This is a genomic window from Nocardia niwae NBRC 108934 = DSM 45340, from assembly GCF_001613465.1.
Classification (GTDB): Bacteria; Actinomycetota; Actinomycetes; order Mycobacteriales; family Mycobacteriaceae; genus Nocardia; species Nocardia niwae.
In genome coordinates, this window is sequence record NZ_BDCK01000044.1 from 54,624 (window position 1) to 75,079 (window position 20,456).

The following is a 20,456-nucleotide window of genomic DNA, read 5'->3' on the forward strand; positions in this document are numbered from 1 at the left end:
GACGCTCGCTATCCGTAGTACTGTCCAGACACGTGTCCATCATAAAACTTGGACACTTATCTGGGGAAGGATTTCCAATGACTCTGGTGAAACCACAGCGGGTATCCGGAGGCGACCACGAGCACGGTCATCTGGAGGAGTTCCGCGTCGACCCGATCGGGCTGATGCGCCGGGTCCGCGCGGAGTGCGGCGACGTGGGCTCGTTCGACCTGGCCGGGCGCCAGGTCATCCTGCTGTCCGGCGCGGAGGCCAACGAATTCTTCTTCCGCTCCGGCGACGACGACCTCGACCAGGCCGCCGCCTACCCCTTCATGAAGCCCATCTTCGGCGAGGGCGTCGTCTTCGACGCCAGCCCGGAACGCCGCAAGGAGATGCTGCACAACCAGGCGCTACGCGCCGAGCACATGCGCGGGCACGCGGCGACCATCGCCCGCGAGGTCGAGCGGATGCTGGCGCGATGGGGCGACGAGGGCGAGATCGACCTGCTGGACTTCTTCGCCGAATTGACCATCTATACCTCCTCGGCCTGCCTGATCGGCGTGAAATTCCGCAACGACCTCGACGACCGCTTCGCGCATCTGTACCACGACCTGGAACGCGGCACCGACGCGCTGGCCTACGTCGACCCGTACGCCCCGATCGAGAGCTTCCGCCGCCGCGACCAGGCACGAGCCGAGCTGGTCGAGCTGGTCCAGGCGATCATGGATCGCCGGGCCGCCGACCCGCCGACCGGCAAGGACGACCGGGACATGCTCGACGTGCTCATCTCGATCCCGGGCGACGACGGCACACCGCGCTTCAGCGCCAGCGAGATCACCGGCATCTTCATCTCCATGATGTTCGCCGGCCACCACACCACCTCCGGCACGGCGGCCTGGACGATCATCGAACTGCTGCGTCATCCCGAGGTGCTCGGCCAGGTGGTCGCCGAGCTCGACGAGCTGTACGCCGACGGCTCGGACATCAGTTTCGGCGCGCTGCGCCAGATACCGATGCTGGAATCCGTGCTCAAGGAGACGCTGCGCCTGCACCCGCCGCTGATCATCCTGATGCGGGTGGCGCGAGGCGAATTCGACGTCTGCGGACATCGGATCGAGCCGGGCGACCACGTCGCCGCCACGCCCGCGATCTCGAACCGGATCCCGGAGGACTTCCCCGATCCGGACGCGTTCGATCCGGGCCGCTACCTCGATCCCGATCAGGCCGACCTGGTCAACCGCTGGACCTGGATTCCGTTCGGCGCGGGCCGCCACCGCTGCGTCGGCTCGGCGTTCGCGCTGATGCAGCTGAAGGCGATCTTCTCGTTGCTGCTGCGGGACTGGGAGTTCGAGATGACCCAGCCGTCGGACAGCTACCGTAACGATCACTCCAAGATGGTCGTGCAGCTCGCGCAGCCCTGCACCGTCCGCTACCGCAGGCGCCGCAGGGACGACATCGGCTGACGGCGCGACCGGGCGCGCGAAAGCTCCCCGCCGCCGACGGGGAGCCCGCCCGGATCTATTCGTATCGCACGCGCCAGCTCTTGATGCCGTTGATCCACCCTGACCGCAATCGCACGGGATCGGCGACCTCACGCAGATCGGGCATCGCGTCGGCGATGGCGTTGAACATGAGATCGATCTCCAGTCGCGCCAGGTTCGCGCCCACGCAGTAGTGCGCACCGGTGCCCCCGAAACCCACGTGCGGGTTCGGATCGCGCAGCACATCGAACGTGAACGGGTCCGCGAAGCCCTCCTCGTCGAAATTCGCCGAGCTGTAGAACAATCCGAGCCGCTGACCCTGCCGAATGTGCTGACCGCCCAGCTCCAGGTCTTGCGTCGCGGTGCGCTGGAAGGCGGTCACCGGCGTGGCCCACCGGACGATCTCGTCGGGCGCGGTGCGCGGACGCCGCTGCCGGTAGATCTCCCACTGCTCGGGATGGTCGACGAACGCCTTCATCCCATGTGTGATGGCGTTGCGCGTGGTCTCGTTGCCCGCCACGGCGAGCAGGATGACGAAGAAGCCGAATTCGTCGGAGCCGAGCGCCTCGCCGTCGACGTCGGCGTGCACCAACTCGCTCACGATGTCGCCCACCGGGCAGGCGCGGCGCTGCTCGGCCATGTTCCAGGCGTAGCCGAGGATTTCCGTGGAGGCCATGGCGGGATCGCCGTACTCGGGGTCGTCGTAGTTGAGCATCTGGTTGGACCAGTCGAACAGCTTGCGCCGATCCGACTGCGGCACGCCGATCAGCTCGGCGATCGCCTGCAATGGCAGCTCGCAGGCCACCTGCTCGACGAAGTCGCCGCCGCCGCGCTCCTTCGCCTCGTGCACGATCCGCTCGGCGCGTTCGGTGAGCGCCGCGCGCAGGCTCTCCACGGCCCGCGGGGTGAAACCCTTGGAGATGATCCGCCGGATCTTGGAGTGCTTGGGCGGGTCCATGTTCACCAGCAGAGCGCCGGTGAGCGACATCTGCTCCGGTGTGATGTCGCCGGGCAGGCGGATGATGGCCCCTTTGCGCTCCGAGGAGAACAGCTCCGGGTGCTTCGAGATCTCCTTGATGTCGGCGAGCTTGCTGACCACCCAGTAGCCGCCGTCCCGGAAACCACCGGAGGACTCGTCGGACTGCGCGTTCCACCACACCGGAGCGGTCCGGCGCAGCTGCGCGAATTCTTCGACCGGACTCCGGTCCTCCCACAGCGCCGGGTCGGTGAAGTCCCATCCGACCGGTAATGCCGGTGCTGCCATTGCTACCTCCTAGATGAAACGGGCAAGCCGGTCAGCGCGGCGGCGGCGCGCCCCGCCACGAGCGGCAGCTCGAGATAGGTCCGCACGCCCGGCGGGGCGGCGACCACGTAGGGAATCGAGTTCACGCAGTGCATGGCCGTGGCGACGATGCCGGGGTTGCGAGCCAGGCCCGCGGCCGCGCTGTGCGCGTGCATGCCGGTGAACGTCACCGTCGCGCCGGGATCACCGACGATCTCGACCTCGTATCGCTCGCCCGCCGGTCCGAACGTCCAGGCCGGATAAAGGTTCTCGGTACCCATGAACCAGTTCACCGCGGCCGTGATCACCGGCGCGCCACGAACGGTCCCCTGCCAGCGGAAGCGCTGGGCGGCGACGCGTCCCGGCGCGATCGGGCCGATGGGCGACTCGATCGGCGCGGTGGCCACCGCCGTTTCGTGCGTCACCCGCAATCGCTCGTCGAGCGCGATGCCAAGCGCATCGGCGATCATCCACACCGACTGGCTGTAGCCGCCCGCGAGCACATCCGCCATCACGCTGCTCGCGGCCTGCTCCGGCGTCGCGCCGAACAGCATCCAGTCGCGGACCACCTCGGGCGCGCCGTAGGTGCGGATGTCGGAGAACTCTTCGGCGCGGACCGCGGTGATCTGCCCCGACAGCGCCGACACCACCAGCGGGATCTTCTCGGTGATGCCGCCGGGGTGTATTCCGGTGCCGTGCAGGGTGACTCCGGCGGCACGGCACAGCTCGTCGTATCGCTGCCGCTCCGCGCGGCGCGGATGGAACCAGCCCAGCGGCGTGACGACGTTCTTGCCGGACCGCAAGATCGCGCGCACCGTCTCGGTGTGGGCCACGAAAGGGCTGTACAGCACACAGTCGGCCGGTGTGGCGAGCAGACGATCGGCGTCGGCGGTCGCGAACACCCCGATCGGCGGGCGTCCGACCAGCTCACCCAAGTCGATGCCGTCTTTGTCCGGGCTGTGCACCCACGCTCCGGCCAATTCCAGCTCCGGATGGTCGAGAATGCCCTCGATGGCGGCCCGCCCGACCCCGCCGGTCGCCCATTGGATCACCCGGATCACGTCAGTCCGCCTTGTGGTCGGGCCCGCGACCGGCTACGTACTGTGCGGCCCACCGGTAGTCGGGTTTGCCGCTGGGCGCGCGCACGATGGTGTCCGCGACCCAGATCTGTTTGGGCACCTTGTATCCGGCCAGGAACGTGCGCACGTGCGCGTGCAAGCCTGCGAACTCGAGCGGCCCGGGACCCGACAGCGACACCACGGCCGCGACCTGATGACCCCAGCGTTCGTGCGGCACGCCGACCACGACGGCGTCGTAGATCGCGCCGTGCGACTTCACCACGCTTTCGACCTCTTCGACGAACACCTTCTCGCCGCCGGTGTTGATCACCATGTTGCCGCGGCCGATCAGCGTGATCGATCCGTCGGTCTCGGCGCGGGCCCGGTCGTCGGTGACGACCATGCGCACGCCGTCGACGGTCTTGAACAGCTTCTCCGTCTTTCCGGGATCCTTGTAGTAGCCGATCGGCACGTTGCCGGTCTTGGCCAGCCAGCCCTCCGATCCGGGGGCCACAGGGTGGCCGTCGTCGTCCACGACGACCGCGCCGCGACCGGTCTGCACGCGGGGGCCGCGGGTGGGATCGTCGTCTTTCCCGGCGAAACCGATACCGCCGAAACCGGTCTCGGACGATCCGATCGAATCCGAGACGACCGCCCAGGAGAACTGCTCCAGCAGCGCGTTCTTCACCGGTTGTGACAGCAGCGCGGCCCCGGAGGCGATCGCCAGCAAGGACGAGGCGTCCACCGGTTCGCGCTGGTAGGCCTCGATCAGCGGTCTGGCCATGGCGTCGCCGGTGATCACCATGACCTGGGGGCGCTGTTCGGCGACGGTCCGCCAGACGCGCCCGGGGTCGAAGCGGGACTCGAAGATCACGGTGTTGCCCGACCACAGCGCGGTGAAGGTGGGCATCATGGCGGCGGCGTGGATCAGCGGTGGCAGCACCAGCCACCGGCTCGGATCGGTCCGGGCGCCGGTGCGGGACTGCTGGAACTCGTCGGCGACCGGTTCGCCGGTGTAGAAATCGATGCCGCCGCCGAGGACCCGCCACATGTCCTCTTGCCGCCACATGACGCCTTTCGGCATGCCGGTCGTCCCACCGGTGTACATCATGAACAGGTCGTCGGCGCTGCGTCGGACCGCCGGACGGCCGGTGGGCGCGGCGGCGAGGGCGGCTTCGTACGACGTCGCCCCCGCGTCGTCCGTGCCGGTGCCCCATTCGTCGGCGACGCAGATCGCGTGCCGCAACGCGGGGGTCCGCGCCCGGGCTTCCCGTACGGCGTCGGCGTAACAGGAGTGGTGCACGAGCACCTCGAGATCCGCGTTGGCGTACACGTAGGTCAGCTCCGTCACGCCGTACCGGTAGTTGATGTTGATCGGGACGGCGGCGAGTTTGAAGCACGCGATGAGCGTCTCCATCGTCTCGATGCTGTTGTGCATCTGGAAACCCACGTGCGTTCCCGCTCCCGCACCGACGCTCGCCAGGTGGTGCGCGAGCCGATTGGCGCGGGCGTCGAGTTCACCGAAGGTCACCCGGCGGCCGGCCTGGATCAGCGCCACCCGCTCGGGCATGGCGTCCACGGAGTGCTCGAAGAGGTCGGCGAAGTTGTTGGCCATGTCGTTCCATCTCTGGGTGGGGCGGTCACACGACGGTGAGCGGAAGGGGTATCCCCCGGTCGGTGAAGGTGAAGGCGGCGCCGGTGCTGAACCGGGTCAGCGCGACCTCCGTCGCCTCCCGGAACGGTTTGTCGCCGAGCGTGACGGCGGCGCACCACCCGTCCTGGCCCGCCGCGACGACCTCCGCGGAGAAACGCGGGTTCACGCCGCGGGCCAGGGCGTTCAGCGGCTGCAGGTGTTCGGGGTCGAGCATCGACGGCCACGTTCCGTCGGTGTGCGCGCCGCTCGCGGCCGGGAACGTCACCGTGACCGTGTGGCCGGTGTCCTCGATGTCGATGCCGGTGTAGGGCAGCGGATTCAGCGCCGGATGCAGCCGCAGCACCGTCGCGAGCGCGGCGGTGTCGTCGCCGAGGCCGAGGCAATTGCGCAGGCGTTCGCTGGTCAGCCCGGCGATGCCGGCGAACTGTTTGCGCCCGATCTCCAGCGCCGCCGCGGCGTCCGCCCGAGCGCGCACCGCGATCATGAAACCGAGGGTGAGCAGATGATGTTGCAGGCACACCTCGTCGGCGAGCCGGACCAGCGCGGAGCGGGAGAAGTCCGCGAAGCGCACATCGCTGAGCAGGGGGCCGGAGTAGTCCGGCCGCCCTTCGTCGTCGCGGTCGATCGAGGCCAGCTCCAGTCCGGCCGCCGCCGACCCGGCGACCAGGCCGGCGTTGCGCGGCACCGGCGGCGGCACGTGAGCGGGATCGATGACGACCGTCCACGCGCACACCGGCTTGCGGTCGGCCGGACGGCGCGGTGGGCGGTGGATCGGCCGGACCTGTGCGTGCGGGTTGGTGGCCAGCGCGGTCGCGTCGAAGGTGGGGTCTTCGATGTCGTGGCACATCGACACGACGAAGTCCTCGCCCATCGGTTCCACGTCGGCCAGCGCACCGCAGTGGTCGAGCCAGAACTCGCCGCGGTGGTGGTCCTCGACCCGGAATCGGAAGTCCATGAACTGCGGTGGGGCGCCGATGTCGAGTTGCAGGCCTTTGAAGATGGTCTCCACGCCGTCGCCGGTGAAACCGAGCGCCCGCTGCATGCGCCGGGTGTAGACCGGGCTGGCCACCTGCCACTCCTCGATGGCGATAGCGGTCATGCCCTCGCGGCCGAACGCGGCGATCGAGTGGGCCATGCCGGAGCGGTCGATGAGGTGCCCGCACAGGAGCAGTTCGGGGACCAGCGCCGCCAGGGTGTCCCGGTCCAGGTCGGTGAATCGGCTGGGTGATGCGGCCATGTCGGTCACCACAGCGGGACGGGGGATTCGCCGATGCGATACCAGCCGGGCAGCGGCTGACCGGAGACCGAGCGCTCGATGCGCTTCTGCATGCCCGGCGTCAGCGCCTGGTTCGTGATCATCTCCAGGAACAGCGCCGAGACGTTGCCGAAGTCGAAGAAGTCGCGCTGCCAAGACCATTGGAAGTTGCCGGCGTAGCGAAACCAGCTGCCGCCGATGCCCTCTGGCGAGTAGTTGCGCCCGTCCGGACGGGTGGCCTCGCTGACCTGCTTCCAGAGTCCGATGACGTTGCCGGTGCGGTCGTCGACCACGAACTCCTGGTAGGGGTAGGTCCAGCCCTCCAGTCCGGCCATCTCCTGGCCGAGGGCCAGCTCGCGGATCTCGTCGCGCCCGACGGCCATGAACTCCTGGGTGGGGCCGTAGTTCCAGCCGTAGGTGGCGTCCTCGGTGTACATCTGCGCGAGCGGCTTCCAGTCGCCCTTTTCCTCGCAGCGCTGGTTTTCCACGATCCAGCGCTGGATCATCTCGTCGAGCTCGGCGCGATCGAAACCTGGCATCAGTCGGTACCTTTCGGGGAGGAGTCGGTCGCGCCTTCGTCGGCGATCGACAGGGCTTGGGTGGGGCAGTAACGGATCGCGTCCGCCACGGCGGGCCTCGCGCCTGCGTCCGGCCCGGCGTCGAGGATCTCGACCAGGCCGCGTTCGGGCACCCGGAACACCTCCGGCGCCTCGGCCTGACAGACCGCGTGGCCCTGGCACAGCTCCAAGTCGGCCCGGATTCTCATGACCGGCTCCGCGCGGTCCCGCGCGGCGGCCCGGCCATGCGGATTCGTCCGGATCGGCGGCTCATCGGGTCTCCACGATGATGGGCAGGTGGGCGAAACCGCGCACGTTGGACGAATGCACGCGTTGGAAACCGTCGGGCACGATGTCGAAAGTCGCTACGCGAGAAACGAATTCCTGCAACGCGATGGTCGCTTCCAGTCGAGCCAGGTGCGCGCCGAGGCAGAAATGCACGCCCGCGCCGAAACTCGCCGAACCCGACTTGTCGGCGCGATCGATCCGGAAACTGTCACCGTCGTCGAACACATCCGGATCACGGTTGGCCGAACCGATCAGCAACAGCACCTTCGACCCCGCCGGGATCGTGCCGCCGTGATAGTCCAGGTCCTCCGCCGCGGTGCGCGCGACCATCTGGCTGGAGGTGTCGTAACGCAATGTCTCTTCCACCCAGTCGGAGACCAGATCCGGATCCGCGGCGACCTTCGCGTACTCCCCCGGATTGCGCGCCCCCCAATACAAGGCGTTACCGAGCAATTTCGTGGTGGTCTCGTTCCCCGCCACCACCATCAGGAACAAGAACCCGATGATCTCCTCATCCGACAAGCGGTCGCCCTCGATCTCCGCGTCCAGCAGAGCCGAAGTCAGATCCTCGCGCCGCGCGCGCCGACGCTCGGCCACCATCTCGGCGTAGTAGACCAGCAGCTTCATCGACGCCTCCGCCGCGGCCACCGGCACATCCAGCACGCCGTCCTCCCGGTGCACCACCAGATCGGCCAACCGGCGGATCTCCGCCCGATCCGCTGCGGGCACCCCCATCAGCTCCGAGATCACGTCCATCGGCAATTTGCCCGCGACCTCATCGATCCAGTCGAAACGACCACCGGCCACCGCGGGCTCCAGATACGACAGCGTCAGCTCGCGGATCCGGTCCTCCATCTCCGCCACCCGCTTCGGGGTGAATCCCTTGAACACCAATCGCCGCATCCGCATATGCCGGGGATCGTCCATCGCCAGAAACGACATCACCCGATGCGCGTGCGGACCCCACGCCGCAGGATCCAGCGACACCCCGTTCGCACTCGACAACCGCACGCTGTCACGGAACGCCCCGACGACATCCACATGCCGCGACAACGCCCAGAACCCAAGGTCCGGGTTGTGGTACAGCGGCGCCTCCTCCCGCAGCCGCCGATACGTCGGATAGGGATCCTCGTGAAACCCGTAGTCATACGGATCGAACACCAGCGGCTCCACCGCAGCGGTCATCGCCCACACTCCGAAACCGAGAACACGTTCTCCACCGCGAGCAGCTGGGCCGCCCATCCGAGAGACACATAGCTGGACATGTGTCTGGACGGTACCACTGACGCATTTACAGGACAATCCCGGACGAGAGATCTCTTCGGATTCGGCATCCACTACTCGCAGCCGGCCTCGCCGAGTCAGGAAATAAGAACGCGTTCTTGAGCACACTCGCCGTGAAGCCAGAACAAGGACCGTTCACGACGGCGAATACGTGCGCCCGGGGCCGAGCTGGGCGTGACCCGAGCCGGTGCGGCGCGCGGCGGCCGGACACACACAGCGATTTGCGCAGCGTGGAAGTTGCTCGAACAGAACCAGAACACTAATCTAGACACATGTCCGAAAGCAATTCCAGAACCGTCGAAGCCACGCGGCGGCGCTTGTCCGGAAAACAAGCCGACACCGTCGAGAAGCTCACCAGATCGGCGCTGGAAGTGCTTTCCCGGGAGGGGTTCGCGGGCATGACCATCCGAATGGTCGCCGCCAACGCCAAAGTCGGCACCGCCACCGCATACACCTATTTCTCCTCCAAGGAACACTTGGTCGCGGAGATCTTCTGGCGCCGGCTGCGTGCCACGCCTTCACCCGTCAGCGACGATCCGGACGCCACCGTGCGCGTGATCGCCGAACTGCGCAGCATCGCGCTGCTCGTCGCCGACGAACCGGAATTGTCCGGCGCGGTCACCAGCGCACTGCTCGGCCGCGACCCGGATGTCGAACATCTGCGGGCGCGCATCGGTCTGGAAATTCGCGACCGGCTCGCGCACGCGCTGTCCGGAAGTCCCGACGCGGACATTCTGAAATCGCTCGAATTGCTCTACGCGGGCGCGTTGGTCCACGCCGGGATGGGCTATGAATCGTATTCGGACATCGCGGACCGCATCGAGCGGTCCGCGTTGCTCATCCTGCAGTGACGTGGTGCGTTCGGCGGCGGCGTCACTGCCCGGCCAGACCCAGTTTCAGCGACGCCCCGCCGTCGACGAACATCTGCAAGCCGGTCACGTAGCGCGACTCGTCGGAAGCCAGGAACGTGATCGCGTGCGAGATGTCCGAGGATTCTACGAAGGGAATCGGCATGGCCTGCATGAACGGAAAGGTGACCTCGGCGTCGGCACGCGTCGGGTTCTGCAGGTCGGGCCGGAAGATCTGATACATGCCCGGGTTGTGCAGCATGTCGGTGTCGACATTGGTCGGGTGCACCGCGTTGATGCGGATCGAACTCGGCCCCAGCGTCAAGGCCAACGTCTGCGTATAGGAACGGATCATCTTCTTCGACAGGCCGTACCCGTCGCCACCGGGGCCTTGCAGCGCCTGCTGGCCGTTGAACCCGGTCTGCGGCACCAAACCCGCCACCGAACCGGTCACGACGATCGAGGCACCCGCGCCCAGATGCGGCAGCGCGGCGTGGACGGTGTTCACCACGCCGACGAAGTTGACATCAAAGACGTCGACGAAGCCCTGCAGCGGCACATGATGGCCGAGCGGACAGATCCCGGCGTTGGCCACCACCACGTCGAGGCGCCCGAGCTCGGCGACGGCCGCCGTGATCGCCTCGTGCAGCGCAGGACGATCACGCACGTCGACCTTGCGCGCCACGACGCGGCGGCCGGTCTGCGCGACCAACCTCTCGGTCTCGGCGAGGTCCGCTTCGCCGGCCAGCGCGTAGTCGTTACTGGCGATGTCGGCACAGATGTCGAAGGCGATGATGTCGGCGCCCTCTTCGGCCAAGGCGACGGCGTGACTGCGGCCCTGCCCCCGTCCCGCACCGGTTACCAGAACGACTTTGCCGCTGACCCGATCCATGTTTCCTCCACCGTGCTCGTCGCCGGTTCCCGACACCTCCGCGACGCGCGCCGCCCGCTTCGGTATGGAATAGTAACCGGACATCTGTCTGGACAATACTACGGACAAGGGTATGTATCAATCACGCACCAGCGCGCTCCATCGCGCCGCCGCATCCCGCCGCGCTCGGGGCGTCCTATGACGCCGAACCGGCCGCGCAACCTCGATTCACCACTGGTCGCGGCGCTCATCAAGTACATGTCCAGAGCCCAGGTGTGGGTCTTCCGCCGGACCGGAGGACGCGTCGGCGCGCGATGGCGGATCGGCGCGGGCTTCCGCAAGCCGGTGCCGACCCTGCTGCTCGAGCACCGGGGCCGCTCATCGGGCAAGCTGTTCACCGCTCCGCTGCTATACCTCCTCGACGGCGACGACGTGGTAGTCGTCGCCTCGCAGGGCGGCTTGCCGAATCACCCGCAGTGGTACTTCAACCTCGTGGCACATCCCGCGACAAGGGTGCAGATCGGCGCCGAGCAGCGCCGCGTCCGCGCCCAAGTGGCGACGCCGGAGGAGAGAAAACGCCTGTGGCCCATGCTCGTAGCGCTCTACGCGGACTTCGATACCTACCAATCGTGGACGGAGCGCGAGATACCGGTGCTCATTCTGCGGCCGGACCACGAGGCGCACTGAGCCCGCGCCCGGCGCGTCGAGCGGGGTCCGCACCCGCACTCCCCCATGATGTTCAGCGTTCCCGGCGCGGTGGGCACTGCCCGCCGCCGGAGCAGTGCGACGCAATCGATCGACTCGACAGAGGATGGGAGAGCGTGTGGCGAAAATGGGTAGGCGGAAACGGTCCAGGCTGATCACCAGCGGAATGCTGCGCGAGAAGCACCGAGCGGACGAGCCCGGCGCACCGGCGGGACCGGCGCCGGAGCCTGCGAACGAGGTCGAGACGGAGGTCACGCTCGACCTCGACGCGCTCGCCGCGCGGGTGCGCGCGCGGCGGCGGGAGCGGAAGTGGACCCAGGCGGACGTGGCGGGCAACGGCGGCCCGCCGGCCAAACTGGTCAGCGAGATCGAGCGGTCGCGTAATCCGCAGCCGAGCGAGGAGGTGCTCGACCGGCTCGACGCGGGACTCGAATGGCCGCCCGGCACCAGCGCGATGATCTTGCGCGCCGAGCCGGCAAGCGAACTCGCCGCGGCGCGCTGATCGCCCGATCCGAAAATCGGCCGGTCGGAGAATTTTTCGATATCTCCGACCGGTCGAGCCGGAACGCTCATAGGTTGCTGTGGGCGCTGCTAGGCTGCTCAGCGACCCTAGACGACTGCTCTTGCGCCGCCGGAGTGCGCGGGTCCGGCCGTGCTGGACGCAGGTGTGAACCCGATGAAGGAATGGACGAATCATGCAACTGCGCGGCATCACTGCGGCAGCGATACTCGCCATCGGCTCGCTGACCATCGGCGCCGGTGTCGCTCACGCCGAGCAGGCCCCCGATATCACTTACTCGGCCAAGATCGTCGAGCAGACCGTGGTCGCCGCACTCCGGGGCGGAACCTTCGAATTGTCCAAAGCACTGCGTGATCAGCCCGCGGGCGACGAGCGCGCCCGACTAACCGAGCGCAACGGAGTGCTCGTCGACCACCAGGGCGCCCCGGCCGACATCGCGCAGGTGATCGACGTGGTCGACATCCGCGACCGCGACGGCCACGTCGCCATGACGTTGCCGCTCGACTTCCGGATCGCGGGCGCCACCATTCCGGTGCATCCTGAGGTGAAGAAGGACAGCACGGTACTGGAGCTGCGTCCGACCAGACCGGAAGGTGTCGCGATCACCGAACCGCTGGTCGCCGAGCCGGTCGCGTCGACAACCGAGAATCAGCGCGCCCGTGACGAATTCGCCAGCCAGTTCGGGCTCGCCACCGCCATCGGCGGTTTCGTCGGCACCGCCATCGGCGCCGCGATCGGCTGCCTGGTCACCATCGCCGTCGGTTGCGTAGCCGGCCTCCTGACCGGCGCGAGCCTCGGCGGCATCCTCGGCACCATCGCGGTCGGCGGACCCACCCTCGTCGTGGCGGGCGTCGACCTGCTCACGACGCTGCAGGCGGCCGAGGGCACCACCCGCTTCGCCGACAAACCCGTCCAAGCCACCCCCGCGCAACCCAAGTGATCTCGTCCCGGCGGCGTGCCACGCCGCCGGGACGAGACCTCCGACGACCGCGCCGCGCTACAGCGGCGCGGTTGTCGTGTTCGAGCGCCCCACGCGCTCGTCGTTGATCAGGTGATAGGCGCGCCCCAGGTCGTCGAGCGCGCGCTCCCACCGGGTGTCCGCGTCGTGGCCGCGCGGATTGCGGCTGAGCAGCAGCAGGACCTCGGCGGCGTCCGCCGACCGCGCGGCGGCGTCCAACAGCACCGGCACCGGGTCCACGGTGGTGCCCGCCGCCAGCGCGCCGATCCGGTCGTGCAACCAGTGCGCGTCGAAACGCGCCTGCTCCGTAGGGTTGTCGCCGTTCACCGGCAGAGTGCTCACCGCGGCGGCTCTGGCGGCCTCCTCGTCGTCCATCGTCGTGGTCACGACGTGGCGCAGCTCGCTGCTGGCGATCCGGTGTAGCAAACCGATCAGTAGGACGCGCTCGGCGTCCGGACCACGCAGACCCGTGTCGTCCAACCGCCCGCCGACCTCGTCCGGGTCGACACGCAGAATCGACAGAACCGCTCGCAACTGCGCAATCGTCACCACTTCGTCCGCCCCTCCTCATCGTCGCGGCCCCACCATCACACCTGGGCGACAGCCTGCCAAACCCGAGGCGCGTTAACCGTCCGGTAGCCCCTTTCGCCCGTCCGGCGTGTCTTCGGTCTGCGGCCCAGGTCACCTCGAACCGCAGGATAAACCCGGGTCCAACTTGGGTACTCCAGCCATCATGAGAGCGATACCGGCGCGGGTCACTGGTGACACGACCACGCCCGCAGTGCGCGAGTCCGACCACGGCGGTGCGATCGCGAGCACGAGATGGCGGCGGATCAGGGAGGTGATCGCCACCCGCACCGTCGCCGATGCCACGCGAGAAGTGTCGATCGAGGTCGGAAAACCGCAGATGGCGCCGGGCGACACCGGTGTGGTGTGCGGCTTCCGCATCCAGGGCATCGGCGAGCGCTGGGCGCACGGCGCCGATTCCATCGCCGCGCTGTACCGCGCTTTCCAGGAGATCGCTCAGGAGTTACGGCAGGCCAACAGCCACGGCGCGCACTTCACGGTCACCGAGCCCTCCGACCCCGGGTTCCCGGCCGCCCCCACCCGCCCGTCGCGTGCCGCGACGACGGCCGCGCACGAGCCGCAGGCCCTCATCGCGGCGCGCACGCTGCGCGATGCCGACAGCTCGTTGTCGATCATCATCGGCAGGCCGTACCTGGCAGCCGACCGGCGCAAGCATCTGTGCCGGTTCCACATCAGCGAGCAGGGCGCGTCGGTGGCCAGCGGCGTCGACGAGATCCAGGCCCTGCACAACGCGATCAGCATGATCAGCGAGCGCCTCGAGCTGCCGCAGGATTGGCCGGTCAGCCGCCTGTCCTGAGGCCCGGACGCACAATTCGCGGCGAACCGCCCAGCCGGTCCGGATTCGGCATCGAATCATCGGTTGGTGGATCGTCGTTCGACCGGCGCGGATCCGCGCCATGAGCAGACCGGCACGCCCCGTCGCCGACCTTCCGCCACGTCCTGAACCAGACCGTGGCGAAGTCGCGGCGTCGCCAGGAGGGAACTGCCCATGGAATTCATCTCGCCGGTGGACGCCCTGTTCCTCGTCGCGGAATCACGCGAGCATCCGATGCACGTCGGTTCGCTGTCGGTCTTCGACCCCGCCGACGGCACCGGGCCCGAGTTCGCCCGGCGCGCGTACGCGACGCTGGCGGCCGACCAGAACTTCCACCCCATGTTCCGCAAGCGCCCGGCCCGGTTGTTCGGCACTCCGCAGCTGGCCTGGACGGTGGACACGGCCGTCGAGCTCGACTACCACGTCCAGCGGTGGGCGCTGCCGGAGTCGGGCGGTCTGGACGCCCTGACCGAGGTCGCCGCCGGACTCCACAGCACCCTGCTCGACCGGCATCGGCCGCTGTGGGAAGCGCATCTGATCGAAGGCGTCGCCGGCGACCGGGTCGGCTTGTACGCGAAGATGCATCACGCGCTGATCGACGGCGTCGGCGCGCAACGGCTGTTACAGCGGACGCTGACCACCGACCTCGAATCCGGCGAGGCGCTGGTGCCTTGGCATCTTCCGCCGTCCACCGGAGACCGCGACCACGCGCCCCGCAAGCGCACGATCGGCGCCCGGGCGCGTGCGCTGCTCGCCGCGGCGGGCTCGGCGCCGTCGGCACTGCGCCTGGCCCGTACCGCGCTGCTCGAGCAACAGTTGACGCTGCCCTTCGCCGCGCCGCGCACCATGTTCAACGTCCCGATCGGCGGGGCCCGCCGGTGCGCTGCCCGCTCCTGGCCGCTGGATCGGATCCGCCAGGTCAAGAAGATGACCGGCACCACGCTCAACGACGTGGTGCTGGCCATGTCGGCGGGCGCGCTGCGCGCCTACTTGCTCGAACATGTCGCGTTGCCGGACAAGCCGCTGATCGCCATGGTGCCGGTCTCGCTGCGTCCGGAATCCGACGACGGTGCGGCCGGCGGCAACGCCGTCGCGGCGCTGCTGTGCAATCTCGCTACCGACCTGCCCGACCCGGCCGCCCGGCTCGCGGCGATCAGCTCCTCGATGCACCGCAGCAAGGAGATCTACCGCGCGCTCTCACCCGTGCAGGCGGTCTCGCTCTCGGCGCTGACGCTGAGTCCGCTCGCGCTGTCGCTGCTGCTCCCGGCCACGGTCGCGCTGACCAGCCCGCCGTTCAACATCGTCATCTCCAACATCCCGGGTCCGCGCGAACCCCAGTACTGGAACGGCGCCCGCGTCGCCGCCAGCTATCCGCTGTCGATCCCCCTGGACGGCCAGGCGGTGAACATCACGCTCACCAGCAATGCCGACAGCCTGGACATCGGCATCGTCGCCTGCCGCCGCAGCGTGCCGGACGTGGCCAGGCTGCTCGACCATTTGGAATCCGCGCTGACCGACTTGGAGGACACCGTCTACTGAGCGGCCCCGCCGAGCAGCGGCGCCGGTCAGGACGAACTCGCCGTCCCCAGCCCGTTGATCGACGGTGGCAACTCCGGCTTGGTCGCGCCGGGGCCGGCGAGCAGGCGCTTGAGGATCTTGCCGGTGTCGCCGCGCGGCAACGCCGAGAGGAAGGTGACGTCCCGTGGGACCGAGAAGCGGCTCAACCGGTTGCGGATGTAGGTGCGGACCATGTCCGAATCGAGTCCGGCGCCTTCGCGTTTCACCACGAACGCCACGAGCCGCTGACCGAATTCGTGGTCCGGCACACCGACCACCGCGACGTCGCTGACCTGCGGCAAGTGCGCCAGCGCTTCTTCGACCGGGCGCGGGAAGACGTTCTCGCCGCCGGAGATGATCATCTCGTCGTCCCGCCCGGCGATGAACAGCCTGCCCGCGGCGTCGAGATAGCCGAGATCGCCGGTGTCGAGCATGCCGTGCGCCTCGTCCGGCGGCGCCGAGTTGACGTAACCGTCGAACAGCATGTGGTTGCCGACGAAGATGTGGCCGGTGGCCCCGATCGGCAGCCTGCGGTGGTCCGGTCCGAGCACGGCGACCTTGGTGCCGAGCGGCGGGCGTCCCGCCGTGGTCGGGGAGGCGTGCAGGTCCTCCGGGGTCGCGATCGTCGCCCACGAGACCTCGGTGGAACCGTAGACGTTGTAGAGGACGTCGCCGTAGGCGTCCATGAAGCGCTCGACGGTCGCGCCCGCCAGCGGCGCGCCGCAGCTGATCATGTGCCGCAGGCTGGAGGTGTCGTACCGGCCGCGCACGGGCGCGGGCAGATCCAGAATGCGCTGCACCATGGTCGGCACCACGATCACGGTGTTGACCTTGTGCTCGGCGATACGGCGCAGGCAGTCCTCCGCGTCGAACCGTTCCGCGAGCACCACGGTCGCGCGCAGCGCCGTGCTCAGCTGCAACCCGGCCAGCCCCCAGGTGTGGAAGAGCGGCGCCGGGATCAGCATGGTTTCGTCCATCTGCATCGGGATGCGCGACAGCAAGGCCGCGATCGACCCGAAGCCTTTCGGATGCGGCCTGCGCGCCCCCTTCGGCGTCCCGCTGGTGCCCGAGGTGAGCACGATGAGCCGGCCCGGCTGGGCAGGCGCGCGAAAGGTCGTGTGCCCCTCTGCCACGAGGTGGTTCACGGTCGTCCGGTCCGGTACCGGGGGGCGTTCGTCGGTGTTGTAGCGCGGGATGTCGGCGTGCAGATAGCACACCAACTCCTCCAGGTCACCGTCGATGAACAGTGCCGACAGCCGGTCGCGCTGCACGATCTCCTCGATGGTGCGGCCGGCGAGCCCGGAATTGAGCAGCGCCACGTCCACGCCCAATTTGCCCGCGGCGACCATGCATTCGACCATGGCCGCGTGATTGCGCGACAGCAGGCCGATGGCGTCACCCGGCCCGAGATCGTGCGCGGCCATCGCACCGGCCAGCGCGTTGGTCCGCTCGTGCATGTCGGCGAAGGAACGGGTGCCGCGATCGTCGATGATCGCGATGCGCTCCGGCGTGGAGGCCGCCCCCGCCGCGTACCCGCCCGCCAGGTTGAATCCCCACTTCGCCAGCGATCGCAGCTGTTTGAAGCTGCGATCGAGACGCACCGGCAGCACGACCCCGGTGGCCACCATCTGCCGCGCGACGCCCGCGTTGCGGCGGATCGGCGAATCCTCGCCGTTGACGACCAAGGACGTCCGCGCGCCCTTGGCGACGTCGGCCACCCGCTTCAGCCCGCTCTTGGTCCACTCCGCGATCGCCGCGTTGGACAACTCGGCCACGCTCGGGTGCACCCGGCTCGGCGCGAAGTAGGTGACCGTGACCTTGGTGCGCTCCTCGTCACCGTGCAGCCGCACCGACGCGAAACTGCCCAGCGCCGCGTACTGCATCTCGAAACTCTCGTACCACCGGCCTACGCTCAGCCGGATCTGGTGGGTGCGGATGCCGGACCGGTAGGTGCCGACGCGCATCTGCCAGACCACGGTGCCGTCGGCCGACTGGATCTGCTCGCACGCACCGATTCCGGTGAACATGCGCGGATACGTCTGCGGTTCGAGCAACAGATCCCAGATGGTCTTGCGGGCGATCGCGAACTCGGCGACCACATCGATGACATCGGTAACCAACTTGTGCACTTCTCGTCGGCCGGTTCGAAGAACTTCGGGTCGGCGGGTAGCTCCTTTGTAACGTCAGTCACAGGTAAGGTCAAGTAGCCTCCGGATCGTCGCCACTACCAGCGATACGCAGGGAATACGCTGCGATTGCCCAGCATTCACCTGAGCCTGGGAACCGGCCCAAATCCCGCGCCGGGCGCCTGTGAATCAGCCCAACGATCACGCAAAACTCCGCCGCCCGCCGACGGCCGATCCTAACGTCGCAGACGCCTGCTCGGCAGGACCGCACGCTGGCTGGAGAGGTTATGGACGACAAGCCCGCACGACGAATCGCGCACTCCCGCGCCGAGGAGATCCTCGACTTCTTCGGCAAATGCCGAGCGTGCGGCTATCCCGCTTACGCGGCCACCACCACGCTGCGCTACGACAACGGCGATACGGAGACCAAGGTCATCGCCGCCTGCGCTCTGCCGTGCGGCTGGACGGGCGAGGTCTCCGCCACGCCGATGACCGAGTCGGCCGCCCGCCCGCGCGCCTAGCTCGGGTCAGGCGGCGCTCGATGCGAGTTCGTCGGAGCCGAGCGCGCGCTCGCGCAAGTCGCGCAGAATCCGGGCCAGGATGCGCGACACCTGCATCTGGGAGACGCCCAGCTCCTCGGCGATCTGACTCTGCGTCCTGGACTCGTAGAAGCGCATGATCAGCACCTGCCGATCGCGCGGCGGCAGTTCGGCGATCAGGGGACGCACCGCCATCGCCTGCTCCAGCAGGTTGTAGCACGGTTCCTCGGCGCCGAGCGTGTCGGCCAGCGCCTGCGGCGCGCCCTCGCCGTCCTCCCGGCCGCTGCTGTCCAGCGAATTGGTCTGGTAGGCGTTGCTCGCGATGAGCGCCTGCGTGACCTCGCCGAGTTCGACGTCCAACTCCTCGGCGATCTCCCTGGCCGTCGGCATCCGGCCCAAGCGGTGCGACAGCGCTTCGGTTGCGGGGCCCACGCGCAGCTGAATCTCCTTGAGCCTGCGCGGCACCCGCAACGACCACGTGTGGTCGCGGAAGTGCCTGCGCACCTCTCCCATGATCGTGGGGACCGCGAACCCGAGGAAGGAGCTGCCGCGCGAGACGTCGAACCGATCAACCGCGAGCACCAGACCGACCCGCGCGATCTGCAACAGGTCCTCGTAGGACTCACCGCGACCGGAGAATTTGCGGGCGATGTGCTCGGCGAGCGGAAGACAGCGCCGCGTCACTTCCTCGCGCAGTGCGGCGCGGTGCGGATCACCCTCCTCCATCGCGGCCATCTTCTCGAACCACGGCTCGATGTTGTCGTAACTGTCGCCCCCGCGGGTCCGGCTCGCCGTGTCATTTCCGTCGGTCGTGAACTCACGTGTCATCAAATGGTCCTCGTTCCCAACTGAATTCGATAGCGGTCGGATACCCGCCGACATCGGAATCAAAAGGGTCACGGGAAATCGATCGGGAACTGGTGAGCATGCGGACCAATTCCCAGCTCAGCGGGTCGCTTTCGACCTCGGCGACGGCGACCGCGTCGACGCGCACGCTCATCCGGCCCAGACCGTAGGTGAACGCGCAGCCGAGCGTCGAGCCGGGGACGGCGCCCGCGACGAGCATCGTGGCCGACTCGTTGATCACCAAGCGGATGTCCGCGGCCGCGTCGAGCGGCACCTCGGCGACCAGGCACACGGTGTCGCTCAGCGCGCGGATCAAGGCCAGGTGCTGCGCGTCAGCGGGGATCCGCACCGCGACCGTGGTGGTCTCGGTGGCGGGCGCGCCGAACGCGCACGTGATCACCCGCATCAGACCGTGGCGAGCTGCGCTTGCCACATCCAGTGCAACTGTTCCAGCCGGGCGGCGATCGCCAGGAACAGATCCTGGGTCACCGGATCGGCCTTCTCGGTCGCCGCGATCCGCTCACGTAGTCGTTTGATCACGGCGGCGAGGTTGCCGACGATCGTGTCGATGATGTCGGTGTCCTGCTGCCAGCCCTCGCCGATGCCCAGTGCGCCGGAATCCTTGGAGACGGTCGCGGCCCGCCCGTCCGGGCTGACGCCCACGGCGGTGGCGCGTTCCGCGGCCGCGTCGGTGAACTCCCGTGCGACGGTCACCAATTCGTCCAGCGCGAGGTGCACCGACCGGAAGTTGGAGCCGACGACGTTCCAGTGCGCCTGCTTCGCGATCAGCGACAGGTCGATCAGGTCGACCACCGTTTCCTGCAGCGTCTCGCCCGCGATCCGCTGCTGCTCCGGGTCCAAGGTACTGGTGATGGGTTGGGACATCGTTCTGAACCTTTCTGCCGACGACCGGGTCATCGACGGTCTACCCAGTCATGCCGCGATAAACCTTCCGGTAGAGTGCCCCGACCGGGAAACGGAGTAGTCGCCCCGGCTCGTCGCACGGCGCTGCCGTCGGCCCTGTTCGGGCGCGAGTATGGGCATGAACAGGCTGGTACACGCTCCGGCGAGCGCCGGGAGGCGGGCCGAGCGGAGCGACGCGACGTACCGGCGCTCGCAACGGAGTGACCGAGATCGCAGCCGCCCGCCCTGCGCGACGGCACGCCGTCCGGGACGGGGATGGGCGGCCGCGCGGGTCCGCTACCGGGCGACCGGCGCGGCCGATTCGACGCACCGCACTTCGCCA

Annotated in this window: 21 protein-coding genes; 8 read left to right on the forward strand and 13 right to left on the reverse strand. The window is 68.4% G+C overall.

Features of this window, described 5'->3' with window-relative positions:
• The first annotated feature begins 77 nt into the window (after positions 1-77).
• Positions 78-1,442: a lanosterol 14-alpha demethylase gene (gene cyp51 / locus NNI01S_RS27895; RefSeq protein WP_063023542.1), complete on the forward strand. Its 1,365-nt coding sequence runs from the start codon at positions 78-80 to the stop codon at positions 1,440-1,442.
• Between the two features lie 55 nt (positions 1,443-1,497).
• Here the strand turns inward: cyp51 and NNI01S_RS27900 are convergent, their stop codons facing one another.
• From NNI01S_RS27900 to NNI01S_RS27930, 7 genes are all read right to left on the reverse strand, one after another.
• Entirely contained in the window at positions 1,498-2,724 is a 1,227-nt protein-coding gene (locus NNI01S_RS27900; RefSeq protein WP_063023544.1) for a cytochrome P450, read from the reverse strand.
• Between the two features lie 2 nt (positions 2,725-2,726).
• The gene (locus NNI01S_RS27905) at positions 2,727-3,803 is read right to left on the reverse strand and encodes an NAD(P)H-dependent amine dehydrogenase family protein (RefSeq protein ID WP_063023546.1); all 1,077 of its coding nucleotides are present in this window, start codon (positions 3,801-3,803) and stop codon (positions 2,727-2,729) included.
• Between the two features lies 1 nt (position 3,804).
• A complete protein-coding gene (locus tag NNI01S_RS27910) occupies positions 3,805-5,415 on the reverse strand; it encodes an acyl-CoA synthetase (protein ID WP_063023548.1) in 1,611 nt (536 codons plus the stop codon).
• A gap of 25 nt (positions 5,416-5,440) precedes the next feature.
• Positions 5,441-6,691 carry a hypothetical protein gene (locus NNI01S_RS27915; RefSeq protein WP_063023623.1) on the reverse strand — a complete coding sequence of 417 codons (1,251 nt, stop codon included), beginning with the start codon at positions 6,689-6,691 and terminating at the stop codon, positions 5,441-5,443.
• 5 nt (positions 6,692-6,696) lie between these two features.
• Positions 6,697-7,248, reverse strand: a complete 552-nt coding sequence (locus tag NNI01S_RS27920; RefSeq protein WP_063023550.1) for a nuclear transport factor 2-like protein — start codon at positions 7,246-7,248, stop codon at positions 6,697-6,699.
• Complete coding sequence (locus NNI01S_RS27925) at positions 7,248-7,475, reverse strand: ferredoxin (protein WP_063023552.1); 228 nt, start codon at positions 7,473-7,475, stop codon at positions 7,248-7,250. The genes NNI01S_RS27920 and NNI01S_RS27925 overlap by 1 nt, the downstream gene beginning before the upstream one ends.
• Before the next feature lie 61 nt (positions 7,476-7,536).
• A complete protein-coding gene (locus NNI01S_RS27930; protein WP_063023554.1) occupies positions 7,537-8,739 on the reverse strand; it encodes a cytochrome P450 in 1,203 nt (400 codons plus the stop codon).
• Between the two features lie 371 nt (positions 8,740-9,110).
• Here NNI01S_RS27930 and NNI01S_RS27935 point away from each other — a divergent pair, with 371 nt between their 5' ends.
• Entirely contained in the window at positions 9,111-9,689 is a 579-nt protein-coding gene (locus tag NNI01S_RS27935; protein ID WP_063023556.1) for a TetR/AcrR family transcriptional regulator, read from the forward strand.
• Positions 9,690-9,711: 22 nt separating this feature from the next.
• On the opposite strand, the gene NNI01S_RS27940 is transcribed toward NNI01S_RS27935, so the two are convergent.
• Positions 9,712-10,578, reverse strand: a complete 867-nt coding sequence (locus NNI01S_RS27940) for a mycofactocin-coupled SDR family oxidoreductase (RefSeq protein WP_063023625.1) — start codon at positions 10,576-10,578, stop codon at positions 9,712-9,714.
• A gap of 177 nt (positions 10,579-10,755) precedes the next feature.
• Between NNI01S_RS27940 and NNI01S_RS27945 the strand changes: the two genes are divergently transcribed.
• From NNI01S_RS27945 to NNI01S_RS27955, 3 genes are all read left to right on the forward strand, one after another.
• Complete coding sequence (locus NNI01S_RS27945; protein WP_063023560.1) at positions 10,756-11,244, forward strand: nitroreductase family deazaflavin-dependent oxidoreductase; 489 nt, start codon at positions 10,756-10,758, stop codon at positions 11,242-11,244.
• Between the two features lie 145 nt (positions 11,245-11,389).
• Positions 11,390-11,764 (forward strand): helix-turn-helix domain-containing protein, encoded by a 375-nt coding sequence (locus NNI01S_RS27950; protein ID WP_169813028.1) that lies wholly within the window; start codon positions 11,390-11,392, stop codon positions 11,762-11,764.
• Positions 11,765-11,957: 193 nt separating this feature from the next.
• On the forward strand, positions 11,958-12,722 hold the full coding sequence (locus NNI01S_RS27955) for a DUF8020 domain-containing protein (RefSeq protein WP_063917695.1): 765 nt from the start codon (positions 11,958-11,960) through the stop codon (positions 12,720-12,722).
• A 57-nt stretch (positions 12,723-12,779) separates the two neighbouring features.
• On the opposite strand, the gene NNI01S_RS27960 is transcribed toward NNI01S_RS27955, so the two are convergent.
• Positions 12,780-13,292, reverse strand: coding sequence for a hypothetical protein (locus NNI01S_RS27960; RefSeq protein WP_063023564.1), 513 nt, complete (start codon positions 13,290-13,292; stop codon positions 12,780-12,782).
• Positions 13,293-13,473: 181 nt separating this feature from the next.
• Between NNI01S_RS27960 and NNI01S_RS27965 the strand changes: the two genes are divergently transcribed.
• Positions 13,474-14,124, forward strand: coding sequence for a DUF6968 family protein (locus NNI01S_RS27965; RefSeq protein ID WP_157115013.1), 651 nt, complete (start codon positions 13,474-13,476; stop codon positions 14,122-14,124).
• Between the two features lie 192 nt (positions 14,125-14,316).
• Complete coding sequence (locus NNI01S_RS27970) at positions 14,317-15,681, forward strand: WS/DGAT/MGAT family O-acyltransferase (RefSeq protein ID WP_063023568.1); 1,365 nt, start codon at positions 14,317-14,319, stop codon at positions 15,679-15,681.
• 26 nt (positions 15,682-15,707) lie between these two features.
• On the opposite strand, the gene NNI01S_RS27975 is transcribed toward NNI01S_RS27970, so the two are convergent.
• A complete protein-coding gene (locus NNI01S_RS27975) occupies positions 15,708-17,819 on the reverse strand; it encodes an AMP-binding protein (protein WP_063023629.1) in 2,112 nt (703 codons plus the stop codon).
• A 293-nt stretch (positions 17,820-18,112) separates the two neighbouring features.
• On the opposite strand from NNI01S_RS27975, the gene NNI01S_RS27980 reads away from it, so the two are divergent.
• A complete protein-coding gene (locus NNI01S_RS27980; RefSeq protein ID WP_063023570.1) occupies positions 18,113-18,346 on the forward strand; it encodes a hypothetical protein in 234 nt (77 codons plus the stop codon).
• A gap of 6 nt (positions 18,347-18,352) precedes the next feature.
• Here the strand turns inward: NNI01S_RS27980 and NNI01S_RS27985 are convergent, their stop codons facing one another.
• From NNI01S_RS27985 to NNI01S_RS27995, 3 genes are read right to left on the reverse strand one after another with little or no spacing between them, the layout of a single operon-like run.
• A complete protein-coding gene (locus tag NNI01S_RS27985) occupies positions 18,353-19,192 on the reverse strand; it encodes an RNA polymerase sigma factor SigF (protein WP_063023572.1) in 840 nt (279 codons plus the stop codon).
• Positions 19,182-19,616: a hypothetical protein gene (locus NNI01S_RS27990; RefSeq protein WP_063023575.1), complete on the reverse strand. Its 435-nt coding sequence runs from the start codon at positions 19,614-19,616 to the stop codon at positions 19,182-19,184. Before NNI01S_RS27990 ends, NNI01S_RS27985 begins: the two co-directional genes overlap by 11 nt.
• Positions 19,616-20,095, reverse strand: a complete 480-nt coding sequence (locus NNI01S_RS27995; protein WP_063023577.1) for a Dps family protein — start codon at positions 20,093-20,095, stop codon at positions 19,616-19,618. Before NNI01S_RS27995 ends, NNI01S_RS27990 begins: the two co-directional genes overlap by 1 nt.
• Positions 20,096-20,456 lie beyond the last annotated feature (361 nt).